This window comes from Streptomyces sp. ISL-11 (assembly GCF_018614525.1).
GTDB lineage: Bacteria > Actinomycetota > Actinomycetes > Streptomycetales > Streptomycetaceae > Streptomyces.
Window position 1 is genome coordinate 1 of sequence record NZ_JAGGOL010000016.1, and the last position, 23925, is coordinate 23925.

The 23925-nt window shown below is 69.0% G+C and carries 21 protein-coding genes, 1 tRNA gene and 1 pseudogene; 9 read left to right on the forward strand and 14 right to left on the reverse strand.

Translation table 11 applies throughout. The features are described 5' to 3' along the window. The 10 genes from J7E86_RS03935 to dnaA all read right to left on the reverse strand — a co-directional run. Nucleotides 1-102, reverse strand: a 102-nt coding sequence (locus J7E86_RS03935; RefSeq protein WP_215079959.1) for a DLW-39 family protein, incomplete at its 3' end; no start/stop codon positions are given. A 192-nt stretch (nucleotides 103-294) separates the two neighbouring features. Continuing rightward, a tRNA-Ile gene (locus tag J7E86_RS03940) sits at nucleotides 295-368 on the reverse strand. Between the two features lie 72 nt (nucleotides 369-440). After that, nucleotides 441-1331: a DUF3566 domain-containing protein gene (locus J7E86_RS31755; protein ID WP_215079764.1), complete on the reverse strand. Its 891-nt coding sequence runs from the start codon at nucleotides 1329-1331 to the stop codon at nucleotides 441-443. Between the two features lie 3 nt (nucleotides 1332-1334). Continuing rightward, nucleotides 1335-3965 (reverse strand): DNA gyrase subunit A, encoded by a 2631-nt coding sequence (gyrA, locus tag J7E86_RS03950; RefSeq protein ID WP_215079766.1) that lies wholly within the window; start codon nucleotides 3963-3965, stop codon nucleotides 1335-1337. 51 nt (nucleotides 3966-4016) lie between these two features. Then, the gene (gene gyrB, locus J7E86_RS03955; protein ID WP_308312458.1) at nucleotides 4017-6062 is read right to left on the reverse strand and encodes a DNA topoisomerase (ATP-hydrolyzing) subunit B; all 2046 of its coding nucleotides are present in this window, start codon (nucleotides 6060-6062) and stop codon (nucleotides 4017-4019) included. Nucleotides 6063-6539: 477 nt separating this feature from the next. After that, a complete protein-coding gene (locus J7E86_RS03960; RefSeq protein WP_215079768.1) occupies nucleotides 6540-7070 on the reverse strand; it encodes a DUF721 domain-containing protein in 531 nt (176 codons plus the stop codon). Continuing rightward, a complete protein-coding gene (gene recF, locus J7E86_RS03965) occupies nucleotides 7067-8191 on the reverse strand; it encodes a DNA replication/repair protein RecF (protein WP_215079770.1) in 1125 nt (374 codons plus the stop codon). Before recF ends, J7E86_RS03960 begins: the two co-directional genes overlap by 4 nt. Nucleotides 8192-8231: 40 nt before the next feature. Beyond that, nucleotides 8232-9110: a phosphogluconate dehydrogenase (NAD(+)-dependent, decarboxylating) gene (gene gnd / locus J7E86_RS03970; RefSeq protein ID WP_215079772.1), complete on the reverse strand. Its 879-nt coding sequence runs from the start codon at nucleotides 9108-9110 to the stop codon at nucleotides 8232-8234. Between the two features lie 338 nt (nucleotides 9111-9448). Next, nucleotides 9449-10579: a DNA polymerase III subunit beta gene (gene dnaN, locus J7E86_RS03975; RefSeq protein WP_215079774.1), complete on the reverse strand. Its 1131-nt coding sequence runs from the start codon at nucleotides 10577-10579 to the stop codon at nucleotides 9449-9451. Between the two features lie 959 nt (nucleotides 10580-11538). After that, complete coding sequence (dnaA, locus tag J7E86_RS03980; protein ID WP_215079776.1) at nucleotides 11539-13458, reverse strand: chromosomal replication initiator protein DnaA; 1920 nt, start codon at nucleotides 13456-13458, stop codon at nucleotides 11539-11541. A gap of 428 nt (nucleotides 13459-13886) precedes the next feature. On the opposite strand from dnaA, the gene rpmH reads away from it, so the two are divergent. The 9 genes and pseudogenes from rpmH (at nucleotide 13887) to J7E86_RS04025 (ending at nucleotide 20680) form a co-directional block, all read left to right on the forward strand. Beyond that, nucleotides 13887-14024 (forward strand): 50S ribosomal protein L34, encoded by a 138-nt coding sequence (rpmH, locus tag J7E86_RS03985; protein WP_010985740.1) that lies wholly within the window; start codon nucleotides 13887-13889, stop codon nucleotides 14022-14024. A 25-nt stretch (nucleotides 14025-14049) separates the two neighbouring features. Beyond that, nucleotides 14050-14418, forward strand: a pseudogene (gene rnpA, locus J7E86_RS03990) (ribonuclease P protein component); the annotation flags it as partial. 62 nt (nucleotides 14419-14480) lie between these two features. Then, nucleotides 14481-14798 carry a membrane protein insertion efficiency factor YidD gene (gene yidD / locus J7E86_RS03995; protein ID WP_215079780.1) on the forward strand — a complete coding sequence of 106 codons (318 nt, stop codon included), beginning with the start codon at nucleotides 14481-14483 and terminating at the stop codon, nucleotides 14796-14798. A gap of 3 nt (nucleotides 14799-14801) precedes the next feature. After that, nucleotides 14802-15902 (forward strand): membrane protein insertase YidC, encoded by a 1101-nt coding sequence (yidC, locus tag J7E86_RS04000; protein ID WP_215079781.1) that lies wholly within the window; start codon nucleotides 14802-14804, stop codon nucleotides 15900-15902. A gap of 14 nt (nucleotides 15903-15916) precedes the next feature. After that, complete coding sequence (locus J7E86_RS04005) at nucleotides 15917-16435, forward strand: R3H domain-containing nucleic acid-binding protein (RefSeq protein WP_308312459.1); 519 nt, start codon at nucleotides 15917-15919, stop codon at nucleotides 16433-16435. 129 nt (nucleotides 16436-16564) lie between these two features. Continuing rightward, entirely contained in the window at nucleotides 16565-17275 is a 711-nt protein-coding gene (gene rsmG, locus J7E86_RS04010; RefSeq protein WP_215079784.1) for a 16S rRNA (guanine(527)-N(7))-methyltransferase RsmG, read from the forward strand. Between the two features lie 324 nt (nucleotides 17276-17599). Beyond that, on the forward strand, nucleotides 17600-18652 hold the full coding sequence (locus tag J7E86_RS04015) for a ParA family protein (protein WP_215079786.1): 1053 nt from the start codon (nucleotides 17600-17602) through the stop codon (nucleotides 18650-18652). Further along, a complete protein-coding gene (locus J7E86_RS04020) occupies nucleotides 18649-19758 on the forward strand; it encodes a ParB/RepB/Spo0J family partition protein (protein WP_215079788.1) in 1110 nt (369 codons plus the stop codon). The genes J7E86_RS04015 and J7E86_RS04020 overlap by 4 nt, the downstream gene beginning before the upstream one ends. Nucleotides 19759-20062: 304 nt before the next feature. Then, complete coding sequence (locus J7E86_RS04025) at nucleotides 20063-20680, forward strand: GNAT family N-acetyltransferase (RefSeq protein WP_215079790.1); 618 nt, start codon at nucleotides 20063-20065, stop codon at nucleotides 20678-20680. Between the two features lie 104 nt (nucleotides 20681-20784). Here J7E86_RS04025 and trxA read toward each other — a convergent pair whose 3' ends face one another. The 4 genes from trxA to sigM form a co-directional block, all read right to left on the reverse strand. Beyond that, nucleotides 20785-21114 carry a thioredoxin gene (gene trxA / locus J7E86_RS04030; RefSeq protein WP_215079792.1) on the reverse strand — a complete coding sequence of 110 codons (330 nt, stop codon included), beginning with the start codon at nucleotides 21112-21114 and terminating at the stop codon, nucleotides 20785-20787. 48 nt (nucleotides 21115-21162) lie between these two features. After that, the gene (gene trxB / locus J7E86_RS04035) at nucleotides 21163-22131 is read right to left on the reverse strand and encodes a thioredoxin-disulfide reductase (RefSeq protein ID WP_215079794.1); all 969 of its coding nucleotides are present in this window, start codon (nucleotides 22129-22131) and stop codon (nucleotides 21163-21165) included. Between the two features lie 114 nt (nucleotides 22132-22245). Then, nucleotides 22246-23226 (reverse strand): hypothetical protein, encoded by a 981-nt coding sequence (locus J7E86_RS04040; RefSeq protein ID WP_215079795.1) that lies wholly within the window; start codon nucleotides 23224-23226, stop codon nucleotides 22246-22248. Beyond that, nucleotides 23223-23912 (reverse strand): RNA polymerase sigma factor SigM, encoded by a 690-nt coding sequence (gene sigM / locus J7E86_RS04045; protein WP_215079797.1) that lies wholly within the window; start codon nucleotides 23910-23912, stop codon nucleotides 23223-23225. The genes J7E86_RS04040 and sigM overlap by 4 nt, the downstream gene beginning before the upstream one ends. Nucleotides 23913-23925 lie beyond the last annotated feature (13 nt).

Genomic DNA, 23925 nt, shown 5'->3' on the forward strand with positions numbered 1-23925 from the left:
CGCCTCCGTCCACAGGTCCTGCTCGGCGCGATCCGCCTGGATCTGGCGGTACACGAGGAGCCCGCCGATGGCGGCCAGTGCGACCAGGAGGAGCTTCTTCACCGCGCGACCTCGTCTTTCCTTGACGTAAGGGGACCTCTGGTGGCCGATGATACACACCGGCCGATACCGATCGGTGACCTGGCGGGCGCCCACTTCCCGCGCCTCCGCCCGCCCAACTCCCCGAAGAACTCCCCGAGGAGGAAAAACAGATCGGCCCGGATGGAGAATTCTCCATCCGGGCCGATCCGGCGGTGGGGCTAACAGGACTTGAACCTGTGGCCTCTTCCTTATCAGGGAAGCGCTCTAACCGTCTGAGCTATAGCCCCGCGCGACACCGAAAGATTAGCGCACTTGGGGCCCAGTCCCAAAATCGTCCGGGCCCCGGTGCCCGAGGACCGTTATTCGTCCTCGGCGAGCGTCAGCTCGACGCCGCCCACGAAGCCGGCGGAGAGGTTGTAGACGAAGGCCCCCAGCGTCGCCAGCGCGGTCGCCAGCACCACGTCGATCACCGCGATGATCGACGTGATCAGCAGGACGTTCGGCAGCGACAGGAACGACTCCAGGTCGAAGCCGCCGCCCTCGCTGGAACCCGTGGCGTCGCTGACCGTGCCGCCGACGGCCGAGAAGACGCCCATGGCGTCCATGACCGTCCACAGCACCGCGGCCGCCACGATCGTGCACACGCCGAGCGCGATGGACAGCAGGAAGCTGACCTTCATCACCGACCACGGATCGGCCTTGGCCACCCGCAGCCGCGCCTTGCGGGTCCGCGGTGCCGGGCGGGCCGCGGCGGGGGCCGACGGCGGCACCTGGCGCTCCTCGGACCGCCGGGCGGCCGGCAGGCCCGCCGTGGTGCCCTGAGGGGCCCCAGTGACCTCTGTGGCCGCCTTGGCGGGCTTGGTGACCATGCCGACCCGGGGATCCGCCGTCTTCGCGCTCCCGGCCTTACCGGCCTTCTCCGCCTTGGCGGCCTTCTCCGGCTTCTCGGCCTGCTCGCTCTTCCCGGCGGTCTCGGTCTTCTCTCCGGAAGCCTTCGGCGCCGCCTCGGCGGCCTTCGGGCTCTTGGATTCTGTGGAACCGGAACCCGAAGCGGAACCCTCCGCCGGCGGCACGTACGCCTGCGGCGGGTGGTAGGGCTTCGGGTCTCGGGTGTCCGTCACGGTCCCCCCCTGGGAGTCTGCGCCGTCGGCGGCAGAGCCACGGGTACCGGCCTTATCGGTGGCAGGGCCCGCGGTGCTGCGCCGCTTGGCACCCGCACCGCTTGCCGCGGCGCCCGTGGCTCGACTCACGACTTACTCCTCGGTGTCCTCGGCCGGGGGCGCTGCGCCCTCGGCCGCCTGAGACTCGTCTCCCGCTGCTGCGTCGGCCAACTCCTCGACCTCCTCAGCCTCGCGACCGGCCTCGGCATTCCTCGCGATGCCCACGACGGCATCGCGCTTGCCCAAGTTGATCAGCTGGACGCCCATGGTGTCACGGCCCGTCTCCCTGACCTCGTTGACCCGGGTACGGATCACTCCGCCGCCCAGCGTGATGGCGAGGATCTCATCCGTCTCCTCGACCACCAGCGCGCCGACCAGCGAGCCACGATCCTCCACGATCTTCGCCGCCTTGATACCGAGGCCGCCGCGACCCTGGACGCGGTACTCGGTGACGTTGGTGCGCTTGGCGTACCCGCCGTCGGTGGCGGTGAAGACGAACGTACCCTCCCGGACCACGTTCATCGAGAGCAGTTCGTCGCCCTCGCGGAAGCTCATGCCCTTGACGCCGGAGGTGGCGCGGCCCATGGGGCGCAGTGCCTCGTCCGTCGCGGTGAAGCGGATCGACTGCGCCTTCTTGCTGACCAGCAGCAGGTCATCCTCGGCGGAGACCAGCTCGGCGCCGATCAGCTCGTCCTCGGCGCCGCTCTCCGTCTCCCGGAGGTTGATCGCGATGACACCGCCGGAGCGCGGCGAGTCGTAATCCTTCAGCGAGGTCTTCTTCACCAGGCCCGACTTGGTGGCGAGCACCAGGTACGGCGCCGCTTCGTAGTCGCGGACGGCGAGGATCTGGGCGATCTTCTCGTCCGGCTGGAAGGCCAGCAGGTTGGCCACGTGCTGGCCGCGGGCGTCCCGGCCGGCGTCCGGCAGCTCGTACGCCTTGGCCCGGTAGACCCGGCCCTTGTTGGTGAAGAAGAGCAGCCAGTGGTGGGTGGTGGAGACGAAGAAGTGGTCGACGATGTCGTCCTGCTTGAGCTTCGTGCCCCGGACGCCCTTGCCGCCGCGCTTCTGCGAGCGGTAGTCCTCGGTCTTGGTGCGCTTGACGTAGCCACCGTTGGTGATGGTGACGACGATGTCCTCCTCGGCGATCAGGTCCTCGATGGACATGTCACCGTCGAAGGGGATCAGCTTGGAACGCCGGTCGTCGCCGAACTTCTCGACGATCGCGGTCAGTTCCTCGCTGATGATCATCCGCTGCCGCTCGGGCGAGGCGAGGATCGCGTTGTACTGGTTGATCTTCGCCTGGAGCTCGTCGTGCTCGGCGGTGATCTTCTGGTGCTCCAGGGCCGCCAGCCGGCGGAGCTGCATCTCCAGGATCGCGTTGGCCTGGATCTCGTCGATCTCCAGGAGGCCCATCAGGCCCTCGCGCGCGATCTCGACCGTGTCGCTGCGCCGGATCAGCGCGATGACCTCGTCGATGGCGTTGAGCGCCTTGAGCAGGCCGCGCAGAATGTGCGCGCGCTCCTCGGCCTTGCGCAGCCGGAAGCGGGTGCGCCGGACGATGACCTCGATCTGGTGGGTGACCCAGTTGCGGATGAAGGCGTCGATCGACAGGGTGCGCGGCACCCCGTCGACGAGCGCCAGCATGTTCGCGCCGAAGTTCGTCTGGAGGTCGGTGTGCTTGTAGAGGTTGTTGAGCACGACCTTGGCGACCGCGTCGCGCTTGAGCACGACGACCAGGCGCTGGCCCGTACGGGAGGAGGTCTCGTCGCGGACGTCGGCGATGCCGCCGACCTTGCCGTCCTTCACCAGGTCGGCGATCTTCTGCGCGAGGTTGTCCGGGTTGACCTGGTAGGGCAGCTCGGTGACCACCAGGCACTGGCGGCCCTGGATCTCCTCGACCTCGACCACGGCACGCATGGTGATCGAGCCACGGCCGGTGCGGTACGCCTCCTCGATGCCCTTGCGGCCCACCACGAGCGCGCCGGTCGGGAAGTCGGGGCCCTTGATCCGCTCGATGAGCGCCTCGAGCAGCTCCTCCGAGGTCGCCTCGGGGTTCGCCAGGAACCACTGGGCTCCCTCGGCAACCTCGCGCAGGTTGTGCGGCGGGATGTTGGTGGCCATGCCGACCGCGATGCCCGCCGAGCCGTTGATCAGCAGGTTCGGGAAGCGGGCCGGCAGGACCGTCGGCTCCTGGTTGCGGCCGTCGTAGTTGTCCTGGAAGTCGACGGTCTCCTCGTCGATGTCCCGGAGCATCTCCATCGACAGCGGCATCATCTTGCACTCGGTGTACCGCATGGCGGCGGCCGGGTCGTTGCCCGGGGAACCGAAGTTGCCGTTGGAGTCGACGAGCGGCATGCGCATCGACCAGTGCTGCGCGAGGCGCACCAGCGCGTCGTAGATCGAGGAGTCGCCGTGCGGGTGGTACGTACCCATGACGTCACCGACGACGCGGGCGCACTTGTAGAAGCCCTTCTCGGGCCGGTAGCCACCGTCGTACATCGCGTAGAGCACGCGGCGGTGCACGGGCTTGAGCCCGTCCCGCACGTCGGGCAGCGCGCGAGAGACGATGACGCTCATCGCGTAGTCGAGGTACGAGCGCTGCATCTCCGTCTCGAGCCCCACGGGCTCGACGCGCATGCCGACGCCCTCCAGGGGCGCGGGAGCGCCCTCGGGCGTCACCTCGGGGATCGGGGCGGTGGGAGTCTCGGGAGTCTCGTCGGCCATTGCTGTTCAAAGTCCTTTCGCGCTGCGGCTGTTTCTCGTGGGCCGACAGGCTCAGATGTCGAGGAAGCGGACGTCCTTGGCGTTGCGCTGGATGAAGGAGCGCCGTGCCTCGACGTCCTCGCCCATGAGCACCGAGAACAGGTCGTCCGCCTGCGCGGCGTCGTCCAGGGTGACCTGGCCGAGCACACGGTGGTCGACGTCCATGGTGGTGATGCGCAGCTCCTCGGCGTTCATCTCGCCGAGACCCTTGAAGCGCTGGACCGAGTCGTCCCTGGTCCGCTTGCCGTTCTCCCGGCCGAGGGTGATCAGCGCGTCGCGCTCGCGGTCGGAGTAGGCGTACTCGAAGTCGTCCCGGCCCCACTTGATCTTGTACAGCGGGGGGCGGGAGAGGTAGACGTGCCCGGCCTCGACCAGCGGCCGCATAAAGCGGAAGAGGAAGGTGAGCAGCAGGGTGTTGATGTGCTGGCCGTCAACGTCGGCGTCCGCCATCAGGATGATCTTGTGATAGCGGAGCTTCGCGATGTCGAAGTCCTCGTGCACACCGGTGCCGAAGGCGGAGATCAGCGCCTGGACCTCGGTGTTCTGCAGAATCTTGTCGATCCGCGCCTTCTCGACGTTGAGGATCTTGCCTCGGATCGGGAGGATCGCCTGGTACTGCGGGTTGCGGCCGGACTTGGCCGAGCCGCCGGCGGAGTCACCCTCGACGATGAAGATCTCGCACTTCGTCGGGTCGTTGGACTGGCAGTCGCTGAGCTTGCCCGGCAGCGACGCCGACTCCAGCAGGCCCTTGCGGCGGGTCAGGTCGCGGGCCTTGCGGGCCGCCACGCGGGCCGTCGCCGCCTGGATGGACTTGCGGATGATGTCCGCGGCCTCGTTGGGGTTGCGGTCCAGCCAGTCCGTGAGGTGCTCGTGGACCACCTTCTGGACGAAGGTCTTGGCCTCGGTGTTGCCGAGCTTGGTCTTCGTCTGGCCCTCGAACTGCGGCTCGCCGAGCTTGATCGAGATGATCGCGGTCAGACCCTCGCGGATGTCCTCACCCGCGAGGTTGTCGTCCTTCTCGCGGAGCAGCTTCTTGTCGCGGGCGTAACGGTTGATCAGACCGGTCAGCGCGGCGCGGAAGCCCTCTTCGTGCGTACCGCCCTCGTGGGTGTGGATGGTGTTCGCGAAGCTGTACACACCCTCGCTGTACTGGCTGTTCCACTGCATCGCGATCTCGACCGAGAGCATGCGCTCCTTGTCCTCGGCCTCGACGTCGATGACGGTCGGGTGGATCAGCTCGCCCTTGCGGGAGTTGAGGTACTTCACGAAGTCGACGATGCCGCCCTCGTAGTGGTACTCCACCGCCAGCGGCTTGCCCTCCTCGTCGACGTGGTCGGCGCGGAGGTCCGTCAGCGAGATGCGCAGGCCCTTGTTGAGGAAGGCCATCTCCTGGAAGCGCCGCGAGAGCGTCTCGAAGGAGTACTCGGTGGTCTCGAAGATGTCGCCGTCGGCCCAGAACGTGACGGAGGTGCCCGACTCGTCGGTCGCCTCGTTCTTCTGGAGCGGGGCGGTCGGGACACCGAGCTTGTAGTCCTGCGTCCAGCGGTAGCCGTCGGTCTTGACCTCGACGGCGACGCGCGTCGACAGGGCGTTGACGACGGAGACGCCGACGCCGTGCAGACCACCGGAGACCGCGTAGCCGCCGCCGCCGAACTTGCCGCCCGCGTGCAGCACGGTCAGCACGACCTCGACGGCCGGCTTCCCCTCGGAGGGGACGATGCCCACCGGGATGCCGCGGCCGTTGTCGATGACGCGGACGCCGCCGTCGGGGAGGATCGTCACGTCGATGGTGTCGGCGTGGCCGGCCATGGCCTCGTCGACGGAGTTGTCGACGACCTCTTGCACGAGGTGGTGCAGACCACGCTCACCGGTCGAGCCGATGTACATACCGGGCCGCTTGCGGACCGCGTCCAGCCCCTCCAGGACGGTGATCGCGTTGGCGTCGTACGACGTCTCACCTGCGGAGGAGCCGGTGGCGGTCACCTCCTTCTCGGAGGGGTCGTTCTTCTCGTTGGGGTTGCCGGAATCGGCCACGAAGCGCCCTTTCTGGCACAGCACAGGCCCTCCCCTGCCTACGGCGGGGAGACCCCACCCGGGGCAGGCAGGAGCGGCTGCGTCGTTCTGCGTTGGTCGGCGTGTCCCGCAAGCCGGCGGGATTGTCACCAGTCTACCGGTAGCACTGACATGAATGGGGGTTTGCCGGTGCCTGAGTCCCCACGTGCCGCCCTGAACCGGCATCAGCCGACTCCCTATATGTGGACCCGGGCTCCAGGAGGCTCACAGCGGCACTCAGCGCTTCTGGCTGTCAACGGCCCGCTACCGCGAGCGGACTACCGCGCCGGTGACGTCACCGTCCCGCGCACGCCCCGGGCGCGCCGCCCCGGCGCGCGTGCTTCCCCGAGGGGCGCCGGCGCCCCTCGGCCGGTCCGCCGGGTGGGGTGATCCGCTCACCGGTCCCTCACGGATTCTTCGCGTCCGTTACGAGACCTTCGCGACCTTTGCAGGGGTACGGTGCGGCCCGCTCGGGGCGCCGCGTCACCCGTACGTGTCGCCGGGGCCCGTGCTGCCGGGGGCGCGCAGCGGCCCGTACCGCCGGGCGGGCCCGCCGGGGCCCAGCACCTTGATCAGCTTGACCGTGCCCTGGCCGAGGTCGGCGTTCAGCCGGGCCACCAGCTGGGGTGCCAGCAGCCGCAGCTGCGTCGCCCAGGCCGTCGAGTCGCACTGCACGGTCAGCACGCGCGCGTCCTCGTCGTACTTCTGCGGCTCGCAGTGCAGGGCGACCTCCGGACCCACCATCTGCGGCCAGCGGCCCATCACGCCGCCCACCGCCGCGGGCGTCTCCCAGCCGCGCTCGGTGATCAGCCGGTTGATCGCGGCGCCCAGCGGCAGGGGGTCGCGCCCGTCCGCCCGCGCGCCGGAGCGCAGGCCGCCGCGGCGCGCCTGCTTCTTCTGCTGCGCGGCGTTGCCCCGCGCCCGCGCCTGCTCCTTCGCGGCGCGCAGCGCCACCCTCGCCAGGTCCACTCCGGAGGGCTCCGGCGCCGCGGGCTTCTCGGGTACGTCGCTCATACGCGTTCCACCACGCCTTCCGAGACCGCGTACCGCGTTCCGGCCAGCACGCCCGGCACATCGTCGTCGACCGCGGCCGTCACCAGCACCTGCTCGCCCGGCGCGACCAGCTCCGCCAGCCGCTCCCGGCGCCGGGTGTCCAGCTCGGCGAAGACGTCGTCGAGCACGAGGACCGGCTCATTGCCCTCCGAGCGCAGCAGGTCGTAGGAGGCCAGGCGCAGCGCCAGGGCATACGACCAGGACTCGCCGTGACTCGCGTAGCCCTTGGCGGGCAGCCGGCCGAGCTTCAGCAGCAGCTCGTCGCGGTGCGGGCCGACCAGGGTCACACCGCGCTCGATCTCCTGCTTGCGCGCCTCCGCGAGCGCCGTGAGCAGCGCCTCGTACAGCTCTTCCCTGGTGTGGGCGCCCTCGATGGCGTCCGGGCCGCGGTAGTCGAACGCGATCGGGCCGCCGCCGGGTGCCAGCTGCTCGTACGCCTTGTCGGCCAGCGGCAGCAGGACGGCTATCAGGTCGAGGCGCTGTGCCAGCAGCTCCGCGCCGGCGCGGGCCAGGTGCTGGTCCCAGATGTCGAGGGTGGACAGATCCAGGCCGCGGCCGCCGTGGCGGCGGGCCATGGCCGCGCTCTTGAGGAGGGTGTTGCGCTGCTTGAGCACCCGGTCGTAGTCGGAGCGCACGCCCGCCATGCGCGGCGAGCGCGCGGTGATCAGCTCGTCCAGGAAGCGGCGGCGCTCGCCGGGGTCACCCTTGACCAGGGCGAGGTCCTCGGGCGCGAACAGGACCGTACGGACGATGCCGAGCACGTCACGCGGTCTGACCTGCGAGGAACGGTTGATGCGGGCGCGATTGGCCTTGCCGGGGTTGAGCTCCAGCTCTATCAGCTGCCGGCGCTCGCCCTGGACGACGGACGCCCGGATGATCGCCCGGTCCGCGCCCATGCGCACCAGCGGGGCGTCGGAGGAGACCCGGTGGCTGCCGAGCGTCGCCAGATAGCCGACCGCCTCGACGAGGTTGGTCTTGCCCTGGCCGTTGGGTCCGACGAAGGCCGTGACGCCCGGGTCGAGCGGAACCTCGACCCGGGCGTACGAGCGGAAGTCGGCCAGCGACAGATGCGATACGTGCATGGGGGCGCGCCGACCTCTCCCGGCTGATGACTACGGGTGGTTACTTCTTGTTCTCGACCGCGTGGCCGCCGAACTGGTTGCGCAGCGCGGCGATCATCTTCATCTGCGGCGAGTCCTCCTGGCGGGAGGCGAAGCGGGCGAAGAGCGACGCGGTGATCGCGGGCAGCGGCACGGCGTTGTCGATCGCGGCCTCGACGGTCCAGCGGCCCTCGCCGGAGTCGGCCGCGTAGCCGCGCAGCTTGTCGAGGTGCTCGTCGTCGTCCAGGGCGTTGACGGCCAGGTCCAGCAGCCAGGAACGGATGACCGTGCCCTCCTGCCAGCTGCGGAAGACCTCGCGCACGTCGGTGACGGAGTCGACCTTCTCCAGGAGCTCCCAGCCCTCGGCGTACGCCTGCATCATGGCGTACTCGATGCCGTTGTGGACCATCTTGGCGAAGTGGCCCGCGCCGACCTTGCCCGCGTGGACGGAGCCGAAGTCGCCCTCGGGCTTGAGCGCGTCGAAGACCGGCTGGACCTTCGCGACGTTCTCGGCCGCGCCGCCGTACATCAGGGCGTAGCCGTTCTCCAGGCCCCAGACGCCGCCGGAGACACCGCAGTCGACGAAGCCGATGCCCTTGGCCGCCAGCTCCTCGGCGTGCTTCTCGTCGTCCGTCCAGCGGGAGTTTCCGCCGTCGACGACGACATCGCCGGGGGAGAGCAGCTCGCCGAGCTCGTCGATCGTGGACTGGGTGGCGGCGCCGGCCGGGACCATGACCCAGACGACGCGCGGACCCTCAAGGGAATCCACAAGCTCCTGGAGGCTGTGGACATCCGCGAGGTCCGCATTGCGGTCGTATCCGATGACGGTGTGGCCTGCGCGGCGGATGCGCTCGCGCATGTTGCCGCCCATCTTGCCGAGACCGACGAGACCGAGCTCCATGGGTGATCCTCTATGCCTTGATTGCGTTCATGCCTGGGTCCGAGCCTACGCCCGGAGGGCCGCGCACAGCTGTGGGCTCAGCCGCTCACAGGTGAAGGGGCCGGCTGTGGACAGCCGGCCCATTTCACGGTGGTCCCGTCGGCGTCAGCCGGAAAGCCGCACCGGCATGCTGCGGCTTTGCGAGGGGCGACCCTCGCGCTCCCGGCCGGTGAGCCGCCCAGGGGACAGCTTCACCGGAACGTCAGCCGGAAAGCCGCACCGGCATGCTGCGGCTTTGCGAGGGGCGACCCTCGCGCTCCCGGCCGGTGAGCCGCCCAGGGGACAGCTTCACCGGAACGTCAGCCGGAAAGCCGCACCGGCATGATCAGGTACTTGTACGCGTCGTCCGCCTCCGCGTCCACGGCCGGCTTGCCGCTGAGCAGCGCCGGCTTGGTGGACGTGGTGAAGGACAGCTGCGCGACCGGCGAGTCGATCGCGGAGAGGCCCTCCAGCAGGAAGCCCGGGTTGAACGCGATGGAGATGTCGTCGCCGTCCAGCTGGGCGTCGACCCTTTCCACAGCCTGTGCGTCGTCGCTGGAGCCGGCCTCCAGGATCAGCACGCCCTGCTCGAAGCTGAGCCGCACCGGGGTGTTCCGCTCGGCGACGAGCGCGACGCGCTTGACGGCCTCGACGAACGGGGCGGTCTCGATCACGGCGATGGAGTTGAACTCGGTCGGGAAGAGCGTGCGGTACTTCGGCAGGTCGCCTTCGAGCAGCCGCGTGGTCGTCCGGCGGCCGGCGCCCTCGAAGCCGATGAGGCCCTCGCCCGCTCCGGAGCCGGAGAGCGCGATCGAGACCGTGTCGCCGCCGCTGAGGGACTTGGCGGTGTCCAGCAGGGTCTTGGCGGGCACCAGGGCGACCGCGGAGATGTCCGGGGTCTCGGGCTTCCACATGAACTCGCGGACCGCGAAGCGGTAGCGGTCGGTGGAGGCCAGGGTGACGGTGTCGCCCTCGATCTCGATGCGGACACCCGTGAGCACCGGCAGCGTGTCGTCGCGGCCGGCGGCGATGGCGACCTGGGCGGCGGCAGCGGCGAAGACCTCACCGGGGACGGTGCCCGTGGCGGTCGGCATCTGCGGCAGCGCCGGGTACTCCTCCACAGGAAGGGTGTGGAGTGTGAATCGCGAGGAGCCGCAGACGACGGTGACCCGCACTCCGTCCGTGGAGATCTCCACAGGTCGGTTGGGAAGCGCGCGGCAGATGTCGGCGAGGAGCCGGCCGGAGACGAGGACGGTGCCGTCCTCCTCGACGTCCGCCTCGACCGAGACCCGGGCCGAGACCTCGTAGTCGAAGCCGGAGAGGCTCAGGGAGCCGTCCTCCGCCTTCAGCAGCAGGCCCGCGAGGACGGGCACCGGCGGACGGGCCGGGAGGCTGCGGGCCGCCCAGGCCACTGCCTCCGCGAGTACATCGCGCTCCACCCGGATCTTCACCGGAACCGCCTCCTGCTTGTTGCTGGCTCGCCCTGCTGGCTACGTCGTCGGCTGAGTTGCCGGAGACCAGTCTGACGCACGCCGCTGACAGTCGGTGCGTCTCGGGGTCAAGTCGGGTCGGAGGGCGTGGCGCGGTCCGCGGCCGAGTTGTGCACAGGCCCCACTTCGAAGCGAGTTTCCCGCTACATCTCTGTGGTCGTAGTAGTAGGGCCTGTGGAAACGGTGGAAAACCGTCTTTGCCCAGGTCAGCCCGGTTTTTTTGTCCACCGGGCCTGTGGGCGGCGGCGGTGGAAAAGCGGGGGGTTCTGTGGACCGAGGAAAGTTCTGCACACCCGGTGCACAGGCAGGGCGCACTTCTCCCCAGCGCTGTCCCCAGTTTTACCCAGGTTCCCCACAGCCCAACCCGGCAACCTTGTGTGACGCCTTTCACTCGGGGCGGTGAGAGGGGGCGTTTCGTTACCGAACAGTGGACAGGGATGTGGAAACACTGTGCACAACATCCACTTCCCTGTGGGCGGTCGGTGGACAACATCGACTCGTCCTTGTGGGTGATCCCTTCGTCCACAGGCTGTGGACTTCCGTCGACCACAAATCCACACCCCGTTGACCTCCCTTGATGGCGTATCAACAGCCTCGGCTGTGGACAGGATCTGGACAACTTCGCGGTCCCCAGGGTGTGGACAGCCGGGCGGCCGGAAATCTGTGGAGAACCGGTGGCGGGGCGCCCGTATTCGAACAGAGCAGCTCTTCGACCGGCGGTCGGCCGGCGTCGGGGGATGCCTTCGACGGGCCTCGGGAGCCCTCAAGAGCCTCCCCCGACCGTCTCGGGAGCCGTCCGGGAGCCGGTCTGGTTCCTCCACGACGACGTCCACGGAACGACGTCCACGGAACCTCTCCGGACGGCGAAGGGCGCCTCGGGAAGCTCCCGAAGCGCCCTGGCGGTGCTTCCGCGGCCGGTCTCAGCCGTTCTTGATGCGGTTGGTCAGCTCGGTCACCTGGTTGTAGATGGAGCGCCGCTCGGCCATCAGCGCGCGGATCTTGCGGTCCGCGTGCATCACCGTCGTGTGGTCCCGGCCGCCGAACTGCGCGCCGATCTTCGGCAGCGACAGGTCCGTCAGCTCGCGGCAGAGGTACATCGCGATCTGCCGCGCCGTCACCAGCACGCGGCTGCGCGAGGCACCGCACAGGTCCTCGACCGTGTGGCCGAAGTAGTCGGCGGTCGCGGCCATGATGGCCGGCGCGGTGATCTCCGGCGAGGCGTCCTCGCCACCGGGGATCAGGTCCTTGAGGACGATCTCGGTGAGCCCGAGGTCGACCGGCTGCCGGTTGAGGCTCGCGAAGGCCGTGACCCGGATCAGCGCGCCCTCCAGCTCACGGATGTTGCGCGAGATCCGCGAGGCGATGAACTCCAGGACCTCCGGCGGCGCGTTGAGCTGCTCCTGGACCGCCTTCTTGCGCAGGATCGCGATGCGCGTCTCCAGCTCCGGCGGCTGGACGTCCGTGATCAGGCCCCACTCGAAGCGGTTGCGCAGCCGGTCCTCCAGGGTCACCAGCTGCTTGGGCGGCCGGTCCGAGGACAGCACGATCTGCTTGTTGGCGTTGTGGAGCGTGTTGAAGGTGTGGAAGAACTCCTCCTGCGTCGACTCCTTGCTCGCCAGGAACTGGATGTCGTCGACCAACAGGATGTCCATGTCGCGGTAGCGCTTGCGGAACGCGTCCGCCTTGCCGTCGCGGATGGAGTTGATGAACTCGTTGGTGAACTCCTCGGAGCTCACGTAGCGCACGCGCGTGCCCGGGTAGAGGCTGCGCGCGTAGTGCCCGATGGCGTGCAGCAGGTGGGTCTTGCCCAGCCCCGACTCGCCGTAGATGAAGAGGGGGTTGTACGCCTTGGCCGGCGCCTCGGCCACGGCCACCGCGGCCGCGTGCGCGAAGCGGTTGGACGCGCCGATGACGAAGGTGTCGAAGAGGTACTTGGGGTTCAGACGGGCCGTCGGCTCGCCGGGGCCCGTCGCCGGCGCGGGCTGCGCGGCCAGCGGCCCGGGGGCGCCGCTGGACTTGGGCAGGCCGCCCTGTCCGCCGCGGGAATGGCTGTCGGGCAGCTCACGGCGCTGCTGCTGCTCGTAGGGCAGGCGCTCGGGCGGCTGGGAGCGGTAGTCCGGCTGCGTCGGCTCGTACGGCTGCTGCTCGTAGGAAGAGGAGCCGTGCTGCTGGCCGTGCTGCGTGGCGTACGGGTCGCGCTCGGCGTCCTGGAAGCCGCCGAGGCGCGGCTGCTGCCAGCCGTAGTCGCCCCGGTCGCCCCGATCGCCCCGATCGGGCGCGGGCGGGCCGGAGTGGCGCGGCCAGGCGCCCGGCTCGGGGCGGGGCTGCTGGTAGTCCGGGTAGGCGGGCCGTACGGACGGCAGGTCGTCGGCCGGGGCCTGGCGGCCGTAGTTCTCCCGGCCGTCGTAGCCGCCGTGGCCGTCGTAGCTCTCGTAGGTGTCGCGTGCGTCACGCTGGTCGTACGTGTCGCGGCCCTGGCCTCCCGCGTGGGGGCCGGGCGCGTCCTCGTAGCGGGACTGCCGGTCGGCTTGGGGCCGCTCGGCGGGCGGCTCGCCGGCGGAGTCGTCGACGGTGATCGCGATCCGGATCGGGCGGCCGCACTCCCGGCTGAGCGTCTCGCTGACGATGGGGGCCAGCCGGCCCTCCAGGACGCCCTTGGCGAATTCATTGGGCACGGCGAGCAGCGCGGTGTCGGCCACCAGCGCGAGCGGCTGGCACCGCTTGATCCAGTGCTCGTCCTTGCTCTCGACGCCCGGGCCGCCCTGTCCTCGGCCCTCGCCCAGGAGCTGCTCGAGCACGCGCGGCCACACTGCGGCAAGATCGGCAGGCAGGTCAGCCACAGGGCACGCTCTCTCAGTCACTGGGGGGAGCCCCGTGAGTCCCACGAATGTGTGGTTCTCGGGACGGGCGGGAAGGATTCGGAGTTCAGCCACGGTAGTCAGGCCGAGGTGCGTGGTTCAAGTCGTTGTCCACAGGGTGTGTACAAATGTGCCATGAGGCGGGGGGTGTCGGCCCACCGGCCCGCAGGACGCTACGGTGTACCCCTGGTGCACTGCCGGTTTGACCGAATGGCGTAGCCGCGCGTACCGTGACCAGGTCGAGTTGTCGATGGCTGCTGCCGCCTGCCTCCGATGGGCAACGGCCCCGTCCCCTTCAAGGGACGAGGTCATGAAGCGGTGCACTCGGGCGTATTGCGAGCTTCTCGTGGGCGCACGGTGACAGCCAGGCGATGTCCCGCCATCACACGATTCATTTCTGGAGCCCCCGAGTGAGCAAGCGCACCTTCCAGCCGAACAACCGCCGTCGCGCGAAGACCCACGGCTTCCGCCTGCGCATGCGCACCCGTGCCGGCCGCGCGATCCTCGCGTCCCGCCGTGGCAAGGGTCGCGCAAGCCTGTCGGCCTGACCAGCCCTGACGTCAAGGCCCTGACGTGCTGCCTTCCAAGTCTCGACTGAGGCGGCGCGAGGACTTTGCGACTGCGGTTCGCCGAGGACGCCGGGCCGGCCGCCCGCTCCTCGTCGTCCACCTACGCACCGGTACAACGGACCCGCACACGCCGGGGGAGACTGCTCCCCCGGCGCGTGCGGGTTTCGTCGTGAGCAAGGCCGTCGGCGTCGCCGTGGTCCGCAATCTGGTGAAGCGACGACTGCGCCACCTCATGCGTGACCGGCTGGATCAGCTGCCCGCCGGTAGCCTGGTGGTGGTACGGGCCCTGCCCGGCGCCGGCGAGGCGGACCACGATCAGCTGGCCCGTGATCTCGACACCGCACTGCAGCGGCTGCTGGGAGGGGCGCCGCGCTGTTCCGGTCCCCCGGGGGACGCCCCCCGGAACCCCGGCCGAGGCCCGGGAGGGAGCGCACAGTGAAGTACCCGCTGCTGTGGTTGATCAAGCTCTACCAGTGGACCATCAGCCCGCTCCTGGGCCCGGTCTGCAAGTACTACCCGTCGTGCTCGCACTACGGCTATACGGCCATTGATGTGCACGGCGCGGTCAAAGGAACAGCGCTGACGGCCTGGCGCATCCTGCGCTGCAACCCGTGGTCGCTCGGTGGCGTCGACCACGTCCCTCCCCGGAAGCGTCCGGTCTGGCACCAGCGGCTGAGGAGCCGACTGGGTGGGCATCCCGCCGTAGGGTCCCCCGCACAGCCCGAGACTCAGCCCAACGCCCAAGGAGCCTGATTCGTGGACACGATCCTCGGTCCTCTCTATTACGCAGTTTCCTGGATCATCGTCCAGTTCCACTCGCTGTACAGCCTTGTCTTCGACGAGAACAGCGGCTGGGCGTGGGGTCTGTCCATCGTCTCGCTGGTGGTCCTGATCCGTATCTGCCTGATCCCGCTCTTCGTGAAGCAGATCAAGGCGACACGGAACATGCAGGCGCTCCAGCCGAAGATGAAGGCGATCCAGGAGCGCTACAAGAGCGACAAGCAGCGCCAGTCCGAAGAGATGATGAAGCTCTACAAGGAGACGGGCACCAACCCGCTCTCGAGCTGTCTCCCGATCCTGGCCCAGTCGCCCTTCTTCATCTCGCTGTACCAGGTCCTGAACCACATCGCGCAGGGCAAGACGGTCGGCGTCATCAACAAGGACCTGCTGGACAGCGCCCGGCAGGCGCACGTCTTCGGTGCGCCGCTGTCGGTGAAGTTCATGGACTCCGCGGCCAAGGTCGAGAAGCTGGGCGCCACGCTGACCGATGTCCGCGTCGTCACGGTCATCATGATCGTCCTGATGTCGCTGTCGCAGTTCTACACGCAGCGCCAGCTGATGACGAAGAACGTCGACCTCACGGTGAAGACGCCGTTCATGCAGCAGCAGAAGATGCTGATGTATGTCTTCCCGATCATGTTCGCCGTCTTCGGCATCAACTTCCCCGTCGGTGTCCTCGTCTACTGGCTGACCACCAACGTGTGGACCCTGGGTCAGCAGATGTTCGTCATCCGCCGCAACCCGACCCCCGGCAGCATCGCCTTCACCCAGCGCCAGGAGCGGCTGCGGGCCAAGGGCAAGCTCAAGGAGGACCCGGCGGAGGTCGAGGCGAAGAAGGCGGTCGAGGCCGCTCGCGCCCGGCGCCAGCAGCCCAAGCGCCAGCCCAAGGCCAAGCGCCAGCTCGCGGGCACGGCTCAGCAGCCGGACGCCGGTGGTGAGAAGACCTCGCTGGAGAAGCAGCAGCCCGAGGACACCGAGCCCAAGCCCAAGCAGGCCGGTGGCGGCTCTTCCCGCAACGCCAAGTCCGGGCAGCGCAAGGGCGGCCCCCAGCGGCCCAAGCACCCGACCAAGAAGTAATGAAGGAGTCCACCGTGACGGACACGCAGCGTCAGACCGGTGCCGCCGCCGAGGGCACCGACACCCTGTCCCGCCTGGAGCAGGAAGGCGAGATCGCGGCCGACTACCTCGAGGGTCTGCTGGACATCGCCGACCTCGACGGTGACATCGACATGGATGTCGAGGCCGACCGCGCCGCGGTGTCGATCATCAGCGACTCGACCAGCCGTGACCTGCAGAAGCTCGTCGGCCGTGACGGTGAGGTGCTGGAGGCGCTCCAGGAGCTCACCCGGCTCGCCGTGAACCGCGAGACCGGTGACCGCAGCCGCCTGATGCTGGACATCGCGGGCTTCCGTGCCCGTAGGCGCGAGGAGCTGGCGCAGGTCGGTGCCAAGGCCGCCGAGGAGGCCAAGAGCACCGGCGAGGCGGTCAGGCTGGACCCGATGACCCCCTTCGAGCGCAAGGTCGTCCACGACGCGGTGGCCGCCGCCGGTCTGCGCAGCGAGTCCGAGGGCGAGGAGCCGCAGCGCCGCGTGGTCGTACTTCCGGCCTGATCGCTGCCTTCCCGATCCCACTTCTAGGTGTGTCCGGCCCCGTCTGCTCGCAGGCGGGGCCGATCCTTGTCAGCCTGATATTCAGACTCTGACCTTCAGAGAGAACGTCGTACGGAAGGACGGTTCCCCGTGGATGAGGCAGCGGAGCTCCCCCCGGCGCCACCGGAGGCGCAGGCGGTATTCGGCGACCGCTTGCCAGAGGCCGTCCGGTACGCGGAACTGCTCGCGGACGCGGGCGTACGCCGCGGCCTGATCGGTCCCCGTGAGGTGCCGCGGCTGTGGGAGCGGCACCTGCTGAACTGCGCGGTGCTCTCCGAGGCCGTGCCGGACGGCGTCTCGGTGTGCGATGTGGGCTCCGGGGCCGGGCTGCCCGGTATCCCGCTGGCCCTGGTGCGGCCCGACCTCCAGATCACGCTGCTGGAGCCGCTGCTCCGCCGCACGACCTTCCTGCAGGAGGTCGTCGAGCTGCTGGGCCTGGACCATGTCACCGTGGTCCGCGGCCGCGCCGAGGAGATGCTCGGCAAGGTGGAGCCGGTGCACGTGGTGACGGCACGGGCGGTCGCCCCGCTGGACCGCCTGGCCGGCTGGGGAGTGCCGCTGCTGCGCCCGTACGGGGAGATGCTGGCGCTCAAGGGCGACACGGCCGAAGAGGAGCTCAAGAGCGCTCGCGCGGCGCTGAGCAAGCTCGGCGTCGTACGGACGTCGGTGCTCCACGTCGGCGAGGGCATCGTCGACCCGATGTCCACCGTGGTGCGTGTCGAGGTCGGGGAGAGCCCCGGCGGTGTGCGCTTCGCGGCCAAGCGGGCGAAGGCCGCCGGCCGGTCGCGCCGTCGGCGCTGATCACTTCCTGAGTCTCACCCCTGGGGAAGGGGCGGCTGCTCTTCAGGTCTTCGGGTCGTCGAAGAGCCAGTCGCCCACAACCGGACAATGCTCCATACAAGCTGTCAAACCTATGCATAACGGAGTGTCGTGGCCGAGTAGCGGAGCGTCCGGTGCATCGTGTTTCACGTGAAACGTCGCTCCTTGCTCAAGGGAATCATCGGCCGCGGTCGCCTGGATGCCGGTCCCCGCGACCGTCGCATGGCCCGGGACCCGCGTTCATCCACAGGCGAGGTGGATTCATCCACAGGAGAACATGCCTCGCTGGTTCACGACCCCGAAAGCATGGCAGGCTCTGTCCACTGCGAGCCTGATGTCGAGGAGAGTGAATCCTTGCGGTCCGACGCCAATATCGCGGGGCCGATGGCCGACCCGGTCCCCGGTCCCCGTCCCGCCGACCCCGAGCTGGGTGCCGAACACGGTTCCCTGGCTGCCGGGGACCTCGTTTCACGTGAAACGCCGTCCACTCCGATGCCCAGGCCCGACCAGACCCGCGTGATGGTGGTCGCCAACCAGAAGGGTGGTGTGGGCAAGACCACGACCACCGTGAATCTGGCGGCGTCGCTGGCCCTGCACGGCAACCGCGTGCTGGTCATCGACCTGGATCCGCAGGGCAACGCCTCCACGGCTCTGGGCATTGATCACCACGCCGATGTGCCATCGATCTATGACGTCCTCGTGGACAGCAGGCAGCTCTCCGACGTCGTTCAGCCAGTACGGGACGTGGAGGGGCTCTTCTGCGCCCCGGCCACCATCGATCTGGCAGGTGCCGAGATCGAGCTTGTCTCGCTCGTGGCCCGCGAGAGCCGGCTGGACCGTGCGATCAAGGCGTACGAGCAGCCCCTGGACTACATCCTCATCGACTGCCCGCCCTCGCTCGGCCTGCTGACCGTCAACGCCCTGGTCGCCGGCGCCGAGGTGCTGATCCCCATCCAGTGCGAGTACTACGCGCTGGAGGGGCTGGGTCAGCTGCTGCGCAATGTGGAGCTGGTGCGGGGCCACCTGAACCCCACGCTCCATGTGTCGACGATTCTGCTGACGATGTACGACGGGCGGACCCGGCTGGCCTCGCAGGTGGCCGACGAGGTCCGGACCCACTTCGGCCATGAGGTGCTGAGGACCAGCATCCCCCGGTCGGTGCGTATCTCGGAGGCGCCCAGCTACGGGCAGACCGTTCTTACCTACGACCCAGGCTCCAGCGGCGCACTGTCCTACCTGGAGGCCGCCCGGGAGATCGCGCTGCGGGGGATCGGCGTGCATTACGACGGCAGTAACGCCCACACGTTGGGCCATCAACAACAGCAAGACCAGCACAGCATGTCGGAGGGGCTGCAGTGAGCGAGCGACGTAGAGGACTGGGCCGTGGGCTCGGTGCGCTGATTCCGGCGGCACCCAAGACATCGGACAACGCGGGACCCGCCATGGGCCCTGGTGCGACGTCTCCCACGGCGGTCCCGGTGCTCACCGTGGAGCGTGGCGTGGCCGCGGCCAAGGTCGCCACTCTCACCGTGAACGAGGTCCCCGTTTCACGTGAAACAGAGACCGTGCCGTCCGCGGCACCGGAGCCGGACGACCTGGACGCGGTGGCGGGAGCGCACTTCGCCGAGCTGCCGCTGGACTCCATCACCCCCAACCCTCGCCAGCCTCGCGAGGTGTTCGACGAGGACGCGCTCGCCGAACTGGTGACCTCGATCCGTGAGGTCGGCCTGCTGCAACCGGTCGTCGTTCGGCAGCTGGCCCCGGAGCGCTACGAGCTCATCATGGGCGAGCGGCGCTGGCGCGCCTGCCGTGAGGCCGGCCTGGAGAAGATTCCGTCCATCATCAGGGCGACCGACGACGAGAAGTTGCTCCTCGACGCGCTGCTGGAGAACCTGCACCGGGCCGAGCTGAACCCCCTTGAGGAAGCCGCTGCCTACGACCAGCTGCTCAAGGACTTCAACTGCACGCACGAAGAGCTGGCGGACCGCATCGGCCGGTCGCGGCCGCAGATCTCCAACACGCTCCGGCTGCTGAAGCTTTCACCTGAAGTGCAGCGGCGGGTGGCGTCGGGTGTGCTGTCCGCCGGGCACGCCCGGGCGCTGCTCTCGGTCGACGACTCCGAGGAGCAGGATGCGCTTGCCAAGCGCATCGTGGCCGAGGGGCTGTCGGTGCGGACGGTGGAAGAGATCGTCAAGGTGATGGGCCGGGGACAGCGCGGCTCGGCGAAGACCAAGGGGCCGCGTGCCGGGGCGCGGGTCTCGCCTGCGCTCAACCACCTCGCCACGCGCCTGTCGGACCGCTTCGAGACCCGGGTGAAGGTGGACCTGGGCCAGAAGAAGGGCAAGATCGTCGTCGAGTTCGCCTCGATGGAGGATCTGGAGAGGATCCTCGGCACGCTGGCCCCGGGCGAGGGGCGCGTGCTGGAGCAGAAGCTCGCGAGTGACGGCGAGGCCGACGCGGAGTAGAGCCTGGCCTGCACCGACCGCTGAGGGCGGGTTGTGTTTCACGTGGAACACAACCCGCCCTTTGCCTTACTCCGCTTTCCGCTCAATGGGCGCCCGGATACGATGCGTTGAGGTATGGCGCATCCACGTTGGACTCAGTTCGCGGAGGGGGCGGGGCCATGCGAGCGGTGAGCCGGACCGGATTGGTGGCGACAGGCTTTGGCCTGGGAGCGGTCGGCGGATTCGTCGGCAGTCTCCTCAGGGAGCGGAGCGCGCTGAGCGCCGCCCGGGGTGAGACACGCGACGGAAGTGAGGAATGGGCTCGATGGGGCGTCGGCTTGTACCGCTCACGCTGGACAACCTCCCGGATCTTCCCCAGCGCTGCCGTTCCTGCGTCTTCTGGGAGCTCGACCCCGTCAGCGGAGAGGCCGCGCTGAAGGCAGGTCGTCCGGAGCTGGAGAAGGAGGCCTGGATCTCGGCCGTTCTCCTGGAATGGGGATCGTGTGGCCGGGTCGTCTATGTGGACGAGATCCCGGTGGGCTTCGTGCTGTACGCCCCGCCGGCCTATGTGCCGCGTTCGGCCGCGTTCTCCACGAGCCCTGTGGCGGCGGACGCCGTGCAGCTGATGACGGCCTGGCTGGCCCCCGGTTACCAGGGACAGGGACTGGGGCGGACGATGGTGCAGACCGTCGCCAAGGACGTCCTTCGCCGCGGGTTCAAGGCGATCGAGGCATTCGGTGACGCACGCTGGAAGGAGCCCGCGTGTGTCCTGCCGGCCGATTATCTCCTGGCGGTGGGCTTCAAGACCGTGCGGCCGCACCCTCGCTTTCCGCGGCTGCGGCTGGAGCTTCGGACGGCGCTGTCCTGGAAAGAGGACGTCGAGCTTGCCCTGGACCGCCTGCTGGGCGCCGTGCAGAAGGAGCCGGTTCTCAGACCGCTGTAGCCGGCGGGGACGCACCGCCCTGGAACGAGAACAGGCCCACCCGGTCCGGGTGGGCCTGTTTCACGTGAAACAGCGATGGGCTGTCTCCGTCTGTGCGTCTCGCTCTACTTCGCGCTCAGGAAGGGATCCAGGTCGCGCTCGAGGGCGGCCTTGGGCTTCGCACCGACGATCGTCTGGACGACCTCACCGCCCTGGTAGACGTTCAGGGTCGGGATCGACATGACGCCGTACTTCGCGGCAGTAGCCGGGTTCTGGTCGATGTTCAGCTTGACGATCTCGATCTTGTCGCCGTGCTCGGCGGCGATCGCCTCCAGGGAGGGTGCGATCTGGCGGCACGGACCGCACCACTCGGCCCAGAAGTCCACCAGGACGGGCTTGTCGCTCTTCAGGACGTCCTCGTCGAAGGAAGCGTCGGTCACGGTCTTGAGAGCCACGGAGGTCTCCTTAAGTCTTCTCTGCGTGGGGGTGGGGGGTGGGGTGGATCAGGGGGTCTGCTCGGGCTCGCGCACGTGCTCGCTGTGGGAGAGGGAAGCGAGGAAGCGCTCGGCGTCGAGGGCGGCGGAGCAGCCCGTACCGGCGGCGGTGATTGCCTGGCGGTAGGTGTGGTCCACCACATCACCGGCGGCGAACACGCCGGTCAGGTTGGTGCGCGTCGAGGGGGCGTCGACCTTGAGGTAGCCCTCGTCGTCGAGGTTCAGCTGGCCCTTGAACAGCTCGGTGCGCGGGTCATGGCCGATCGCGATGAACAGGCCGGTCACCGGGAGCTCGGAGGTCTCGTCGGTCTTGAGGTTGCGCAGCGTCAGCCCGGACAGCTTGTTCTCGCCGTGGATCTCGGCGATCTCGCTGTCCCAGACGAAGGAGATCTTCGGGTCGGCGAAGGCACGCTCCTGCATCGCCTTGCTGGCGCGCAGGGTGTCGCGACGGTGGACGACGGTGACGGACTTGGCGAAGCGGGAGAGGAAGGTGGCTTCCTCCATCGCCGTGTCGCCGCCGCCGATGACGGCGATGTCCTGGTCCTTGAAGAAGAACCCGTCACAGGTGGCGCACCAGGAGACACCGCGGCCGGAGAGCTCGTCCTCGCGGGGCAGGCCCAGCTTGCGGTGCTGGGAACCGGTGGTGACGATCACGGCCTTGGCACGGTGAACGGTGCCGGCGGAGTCCGTGACGGTCTTGATCTCCTCGCTGAGGTCCACCGCGATGACATCGTCGGGGATCAGCTCGGCGCCGAAGCGCTCGGCCTGCGCCCGCATGTTGTCCATCAGGTCCGGACCCATGATCCCTTCGCGGAAACCGGGGAAGTTCTCCACGTCGGTGGTGTTCATCAACGCGCCACCGGCGGTCACGGCACCCTCGAAGACCAGCGGCTTCAGCGAAGCGCGGGCGGTGTAGAGAGCGGCCGTGTAGCCAGCGGGCCCGGAACCGATGATGATCACGTTGCGGACGTCGCTCACGGGAGTCTTCCTTGTCTGCCGACTGCTGTCTCGGGACCTTGCGGGGTGTTCATCCCACCCAACGGATCCTACGGGGCGCGCATTCCCGAAGGGCGACAGCTCGGGCCGACAGACTCAGGACCGTGGCAGCGTCTGCTTGACCAGGACCTTCCCCGGAGACGAGGGAGAAGCGGTGACACAGCTCGACGCGACGACGTAGGCGTCGACCAATGTGGTGTCACCGTGATGAGGGAGTACGACTAGGTAGACGTCCTGGCCCTGGTAGGTGTCCGGCTCCGCCACCAGGGTGGACGACACGTCCGACAGGCCGATGCCTTCCTGCACGCACGACGGGGCCGTCGCGACGCCGGAGCCGCTCAGTGTCTTGTTCGTGTGAGGCGAGGAGTTCTCCGAGGGCTTGCCCTGCTTCCCCGTGTACGTGAGCGAGTTCCCCAGCAGGCTGTGCACCCGTGTATCCAGCGAGCCGGATCCCAGCATGACCGAGGCCGACTGGTTGTCCCGGCTCTTGTCGGGCCCTGCCTGGTTCACGTCTCCGGTCTGAAGGAGGAAGCTGCCCATCCCGATCACTGCGGCAGCGCAGGCCGCGCCCAGGAGCGCCCTGGGCCAGCGGCGGACGCGAGCTGTCCTGCTCTTGCTCCTGCCCGGGCCGGGTGTCTGCCGGCCGGGCCCACCGGAGCCCCGCGAGTGTCCGGCGGGGCGATCGGCTGTTTCACGTGAAACGGGCACGGCGGTGATCGATACCGTTTCACGTGGAACCTGTTCGGCCGCCGGGTCCACCGTCGGCTCCACGGTTTCACGTGAAACGGGAACGGAGTCGTCGGCGTCAGGCGCGGGGGTGGTCGAGTCGAGGAGCGCCTCGGCGGCGAGTGCGGCTTCGATGCGGCCGGCGACGTCCGCCGGCATCCGGGGCGGGCCGGGAAGCGTGCCCAGGAGTCCTCGGATCTCGTCCAGCGAGCTCCGCACGTCCTCGCACAGCTCACAGGCGGACAGGTGCTGCCGTACATCCGCGGTGCGTGACGGGGAGAGCACGCCTTCGGTGAGCGCGGAGATCTCCGCGACCTCCGGGTGCTCATCCGTGCCGGTCGTAGAAGTCACGCTCGCCCACCTCCACCCTTCACTGGATCTGCGTCGCTCTGTCCTGCCGGTGGTGGGACGGACGCCCCTTGCGACCGGTTCCTTCCCCCACCGAGCCCCGGGCTACCCCCGCCATCTGGGCGCAGATGGGTGAGCATGGGAAGGAGCCGTGCCCGTCCTCGCGCACATCTGCTTTTCACCGTGCCGACGGGGATGCCCAGAACCTTGGCCGCTTCGGCGACGGGGTAGCCCTGCATGTCGACGAGGACGAGGGCGGCGCGCTGGTCCACCGGCAGGGTGGCCAGTGCCTGAAGCAGCTCCCGGTGGAGATCTCCGCGCTCGGCGGGTGCGGCGGCGGATTCGTGGGGTTCGAGGAGCTGTTCCAGCCGCTCGGTCTCGGCGAGCGGCGCGGTGCGCCGGGAGGCGGCTTTGCGCGCGCGGTCCAGGCAGGCGTTGACGGTGATGCGGTGCAGCCAGGTGGTGACGGCGGACTGTCCTCGGAAGGTGTGGGCGGCGCGGTAGGCGGAGACCAGTGCGTCCTGCACGGCGTCCGCGGCCTCTTCCCGGTCGCCGAGCGTACGGAGTGCCACCGCCCAGAGCCGGTCGCGGTGGCGCCGCACTATCTCGCCGAAGGCGTCGGGATCGCCGTCGACATGCCTCGCGAGGAGGTCGGCGTCGCTCACGTCGCCACGGGTGACGTCGTCCAACGTTCGGGTCCCC

Bases quoted from the DNA above. Each gene is read 5' to 3' on its own strand.
- J7E86_RS04015 (WP_215079786.1), top strand. From the start codon at position 17,600: ATGGCAGGCTCTGTCCACTGCGAGCCTGATGTCGAGGAGAGTGAATCC.
- J7E86_RS04025 (WP_215079790.1), top strand. From the start codon at position 20,063: ATGGGGCGTCGGCTTGTACCGCTCACGCTGGACAACCTCCCGGATCTT.
- J7E86_RS03960 (WP_215079768.1), bottom strand. From the start codon at position 7,070: ATGAGCGACGTACCCGAGAAGCCCGCGGCGCCGGAGCCCTCCGGAGTG.
- recF (WP_215079770.1), bottom strand. From the start codon at position 8,191: ATGCACGTATCGCATCTGTCGCTGGCCGACTTCCGCTCGTACGCCCGG.
- gnd (WP_215079772.1), bottom strand. From the start codon at position 9,110: ATGGAGCTCGGTCTCGTCGGTCTCGGCAAGATGGGCGGCAACATGCGC.
- gyrA (WP_215079766.1), bottom strand. From the start codon at position 3,965: ATGGCCGACGAGACTCCCGAGACTCCCACCGCCCCGATCCCCGAGGTG.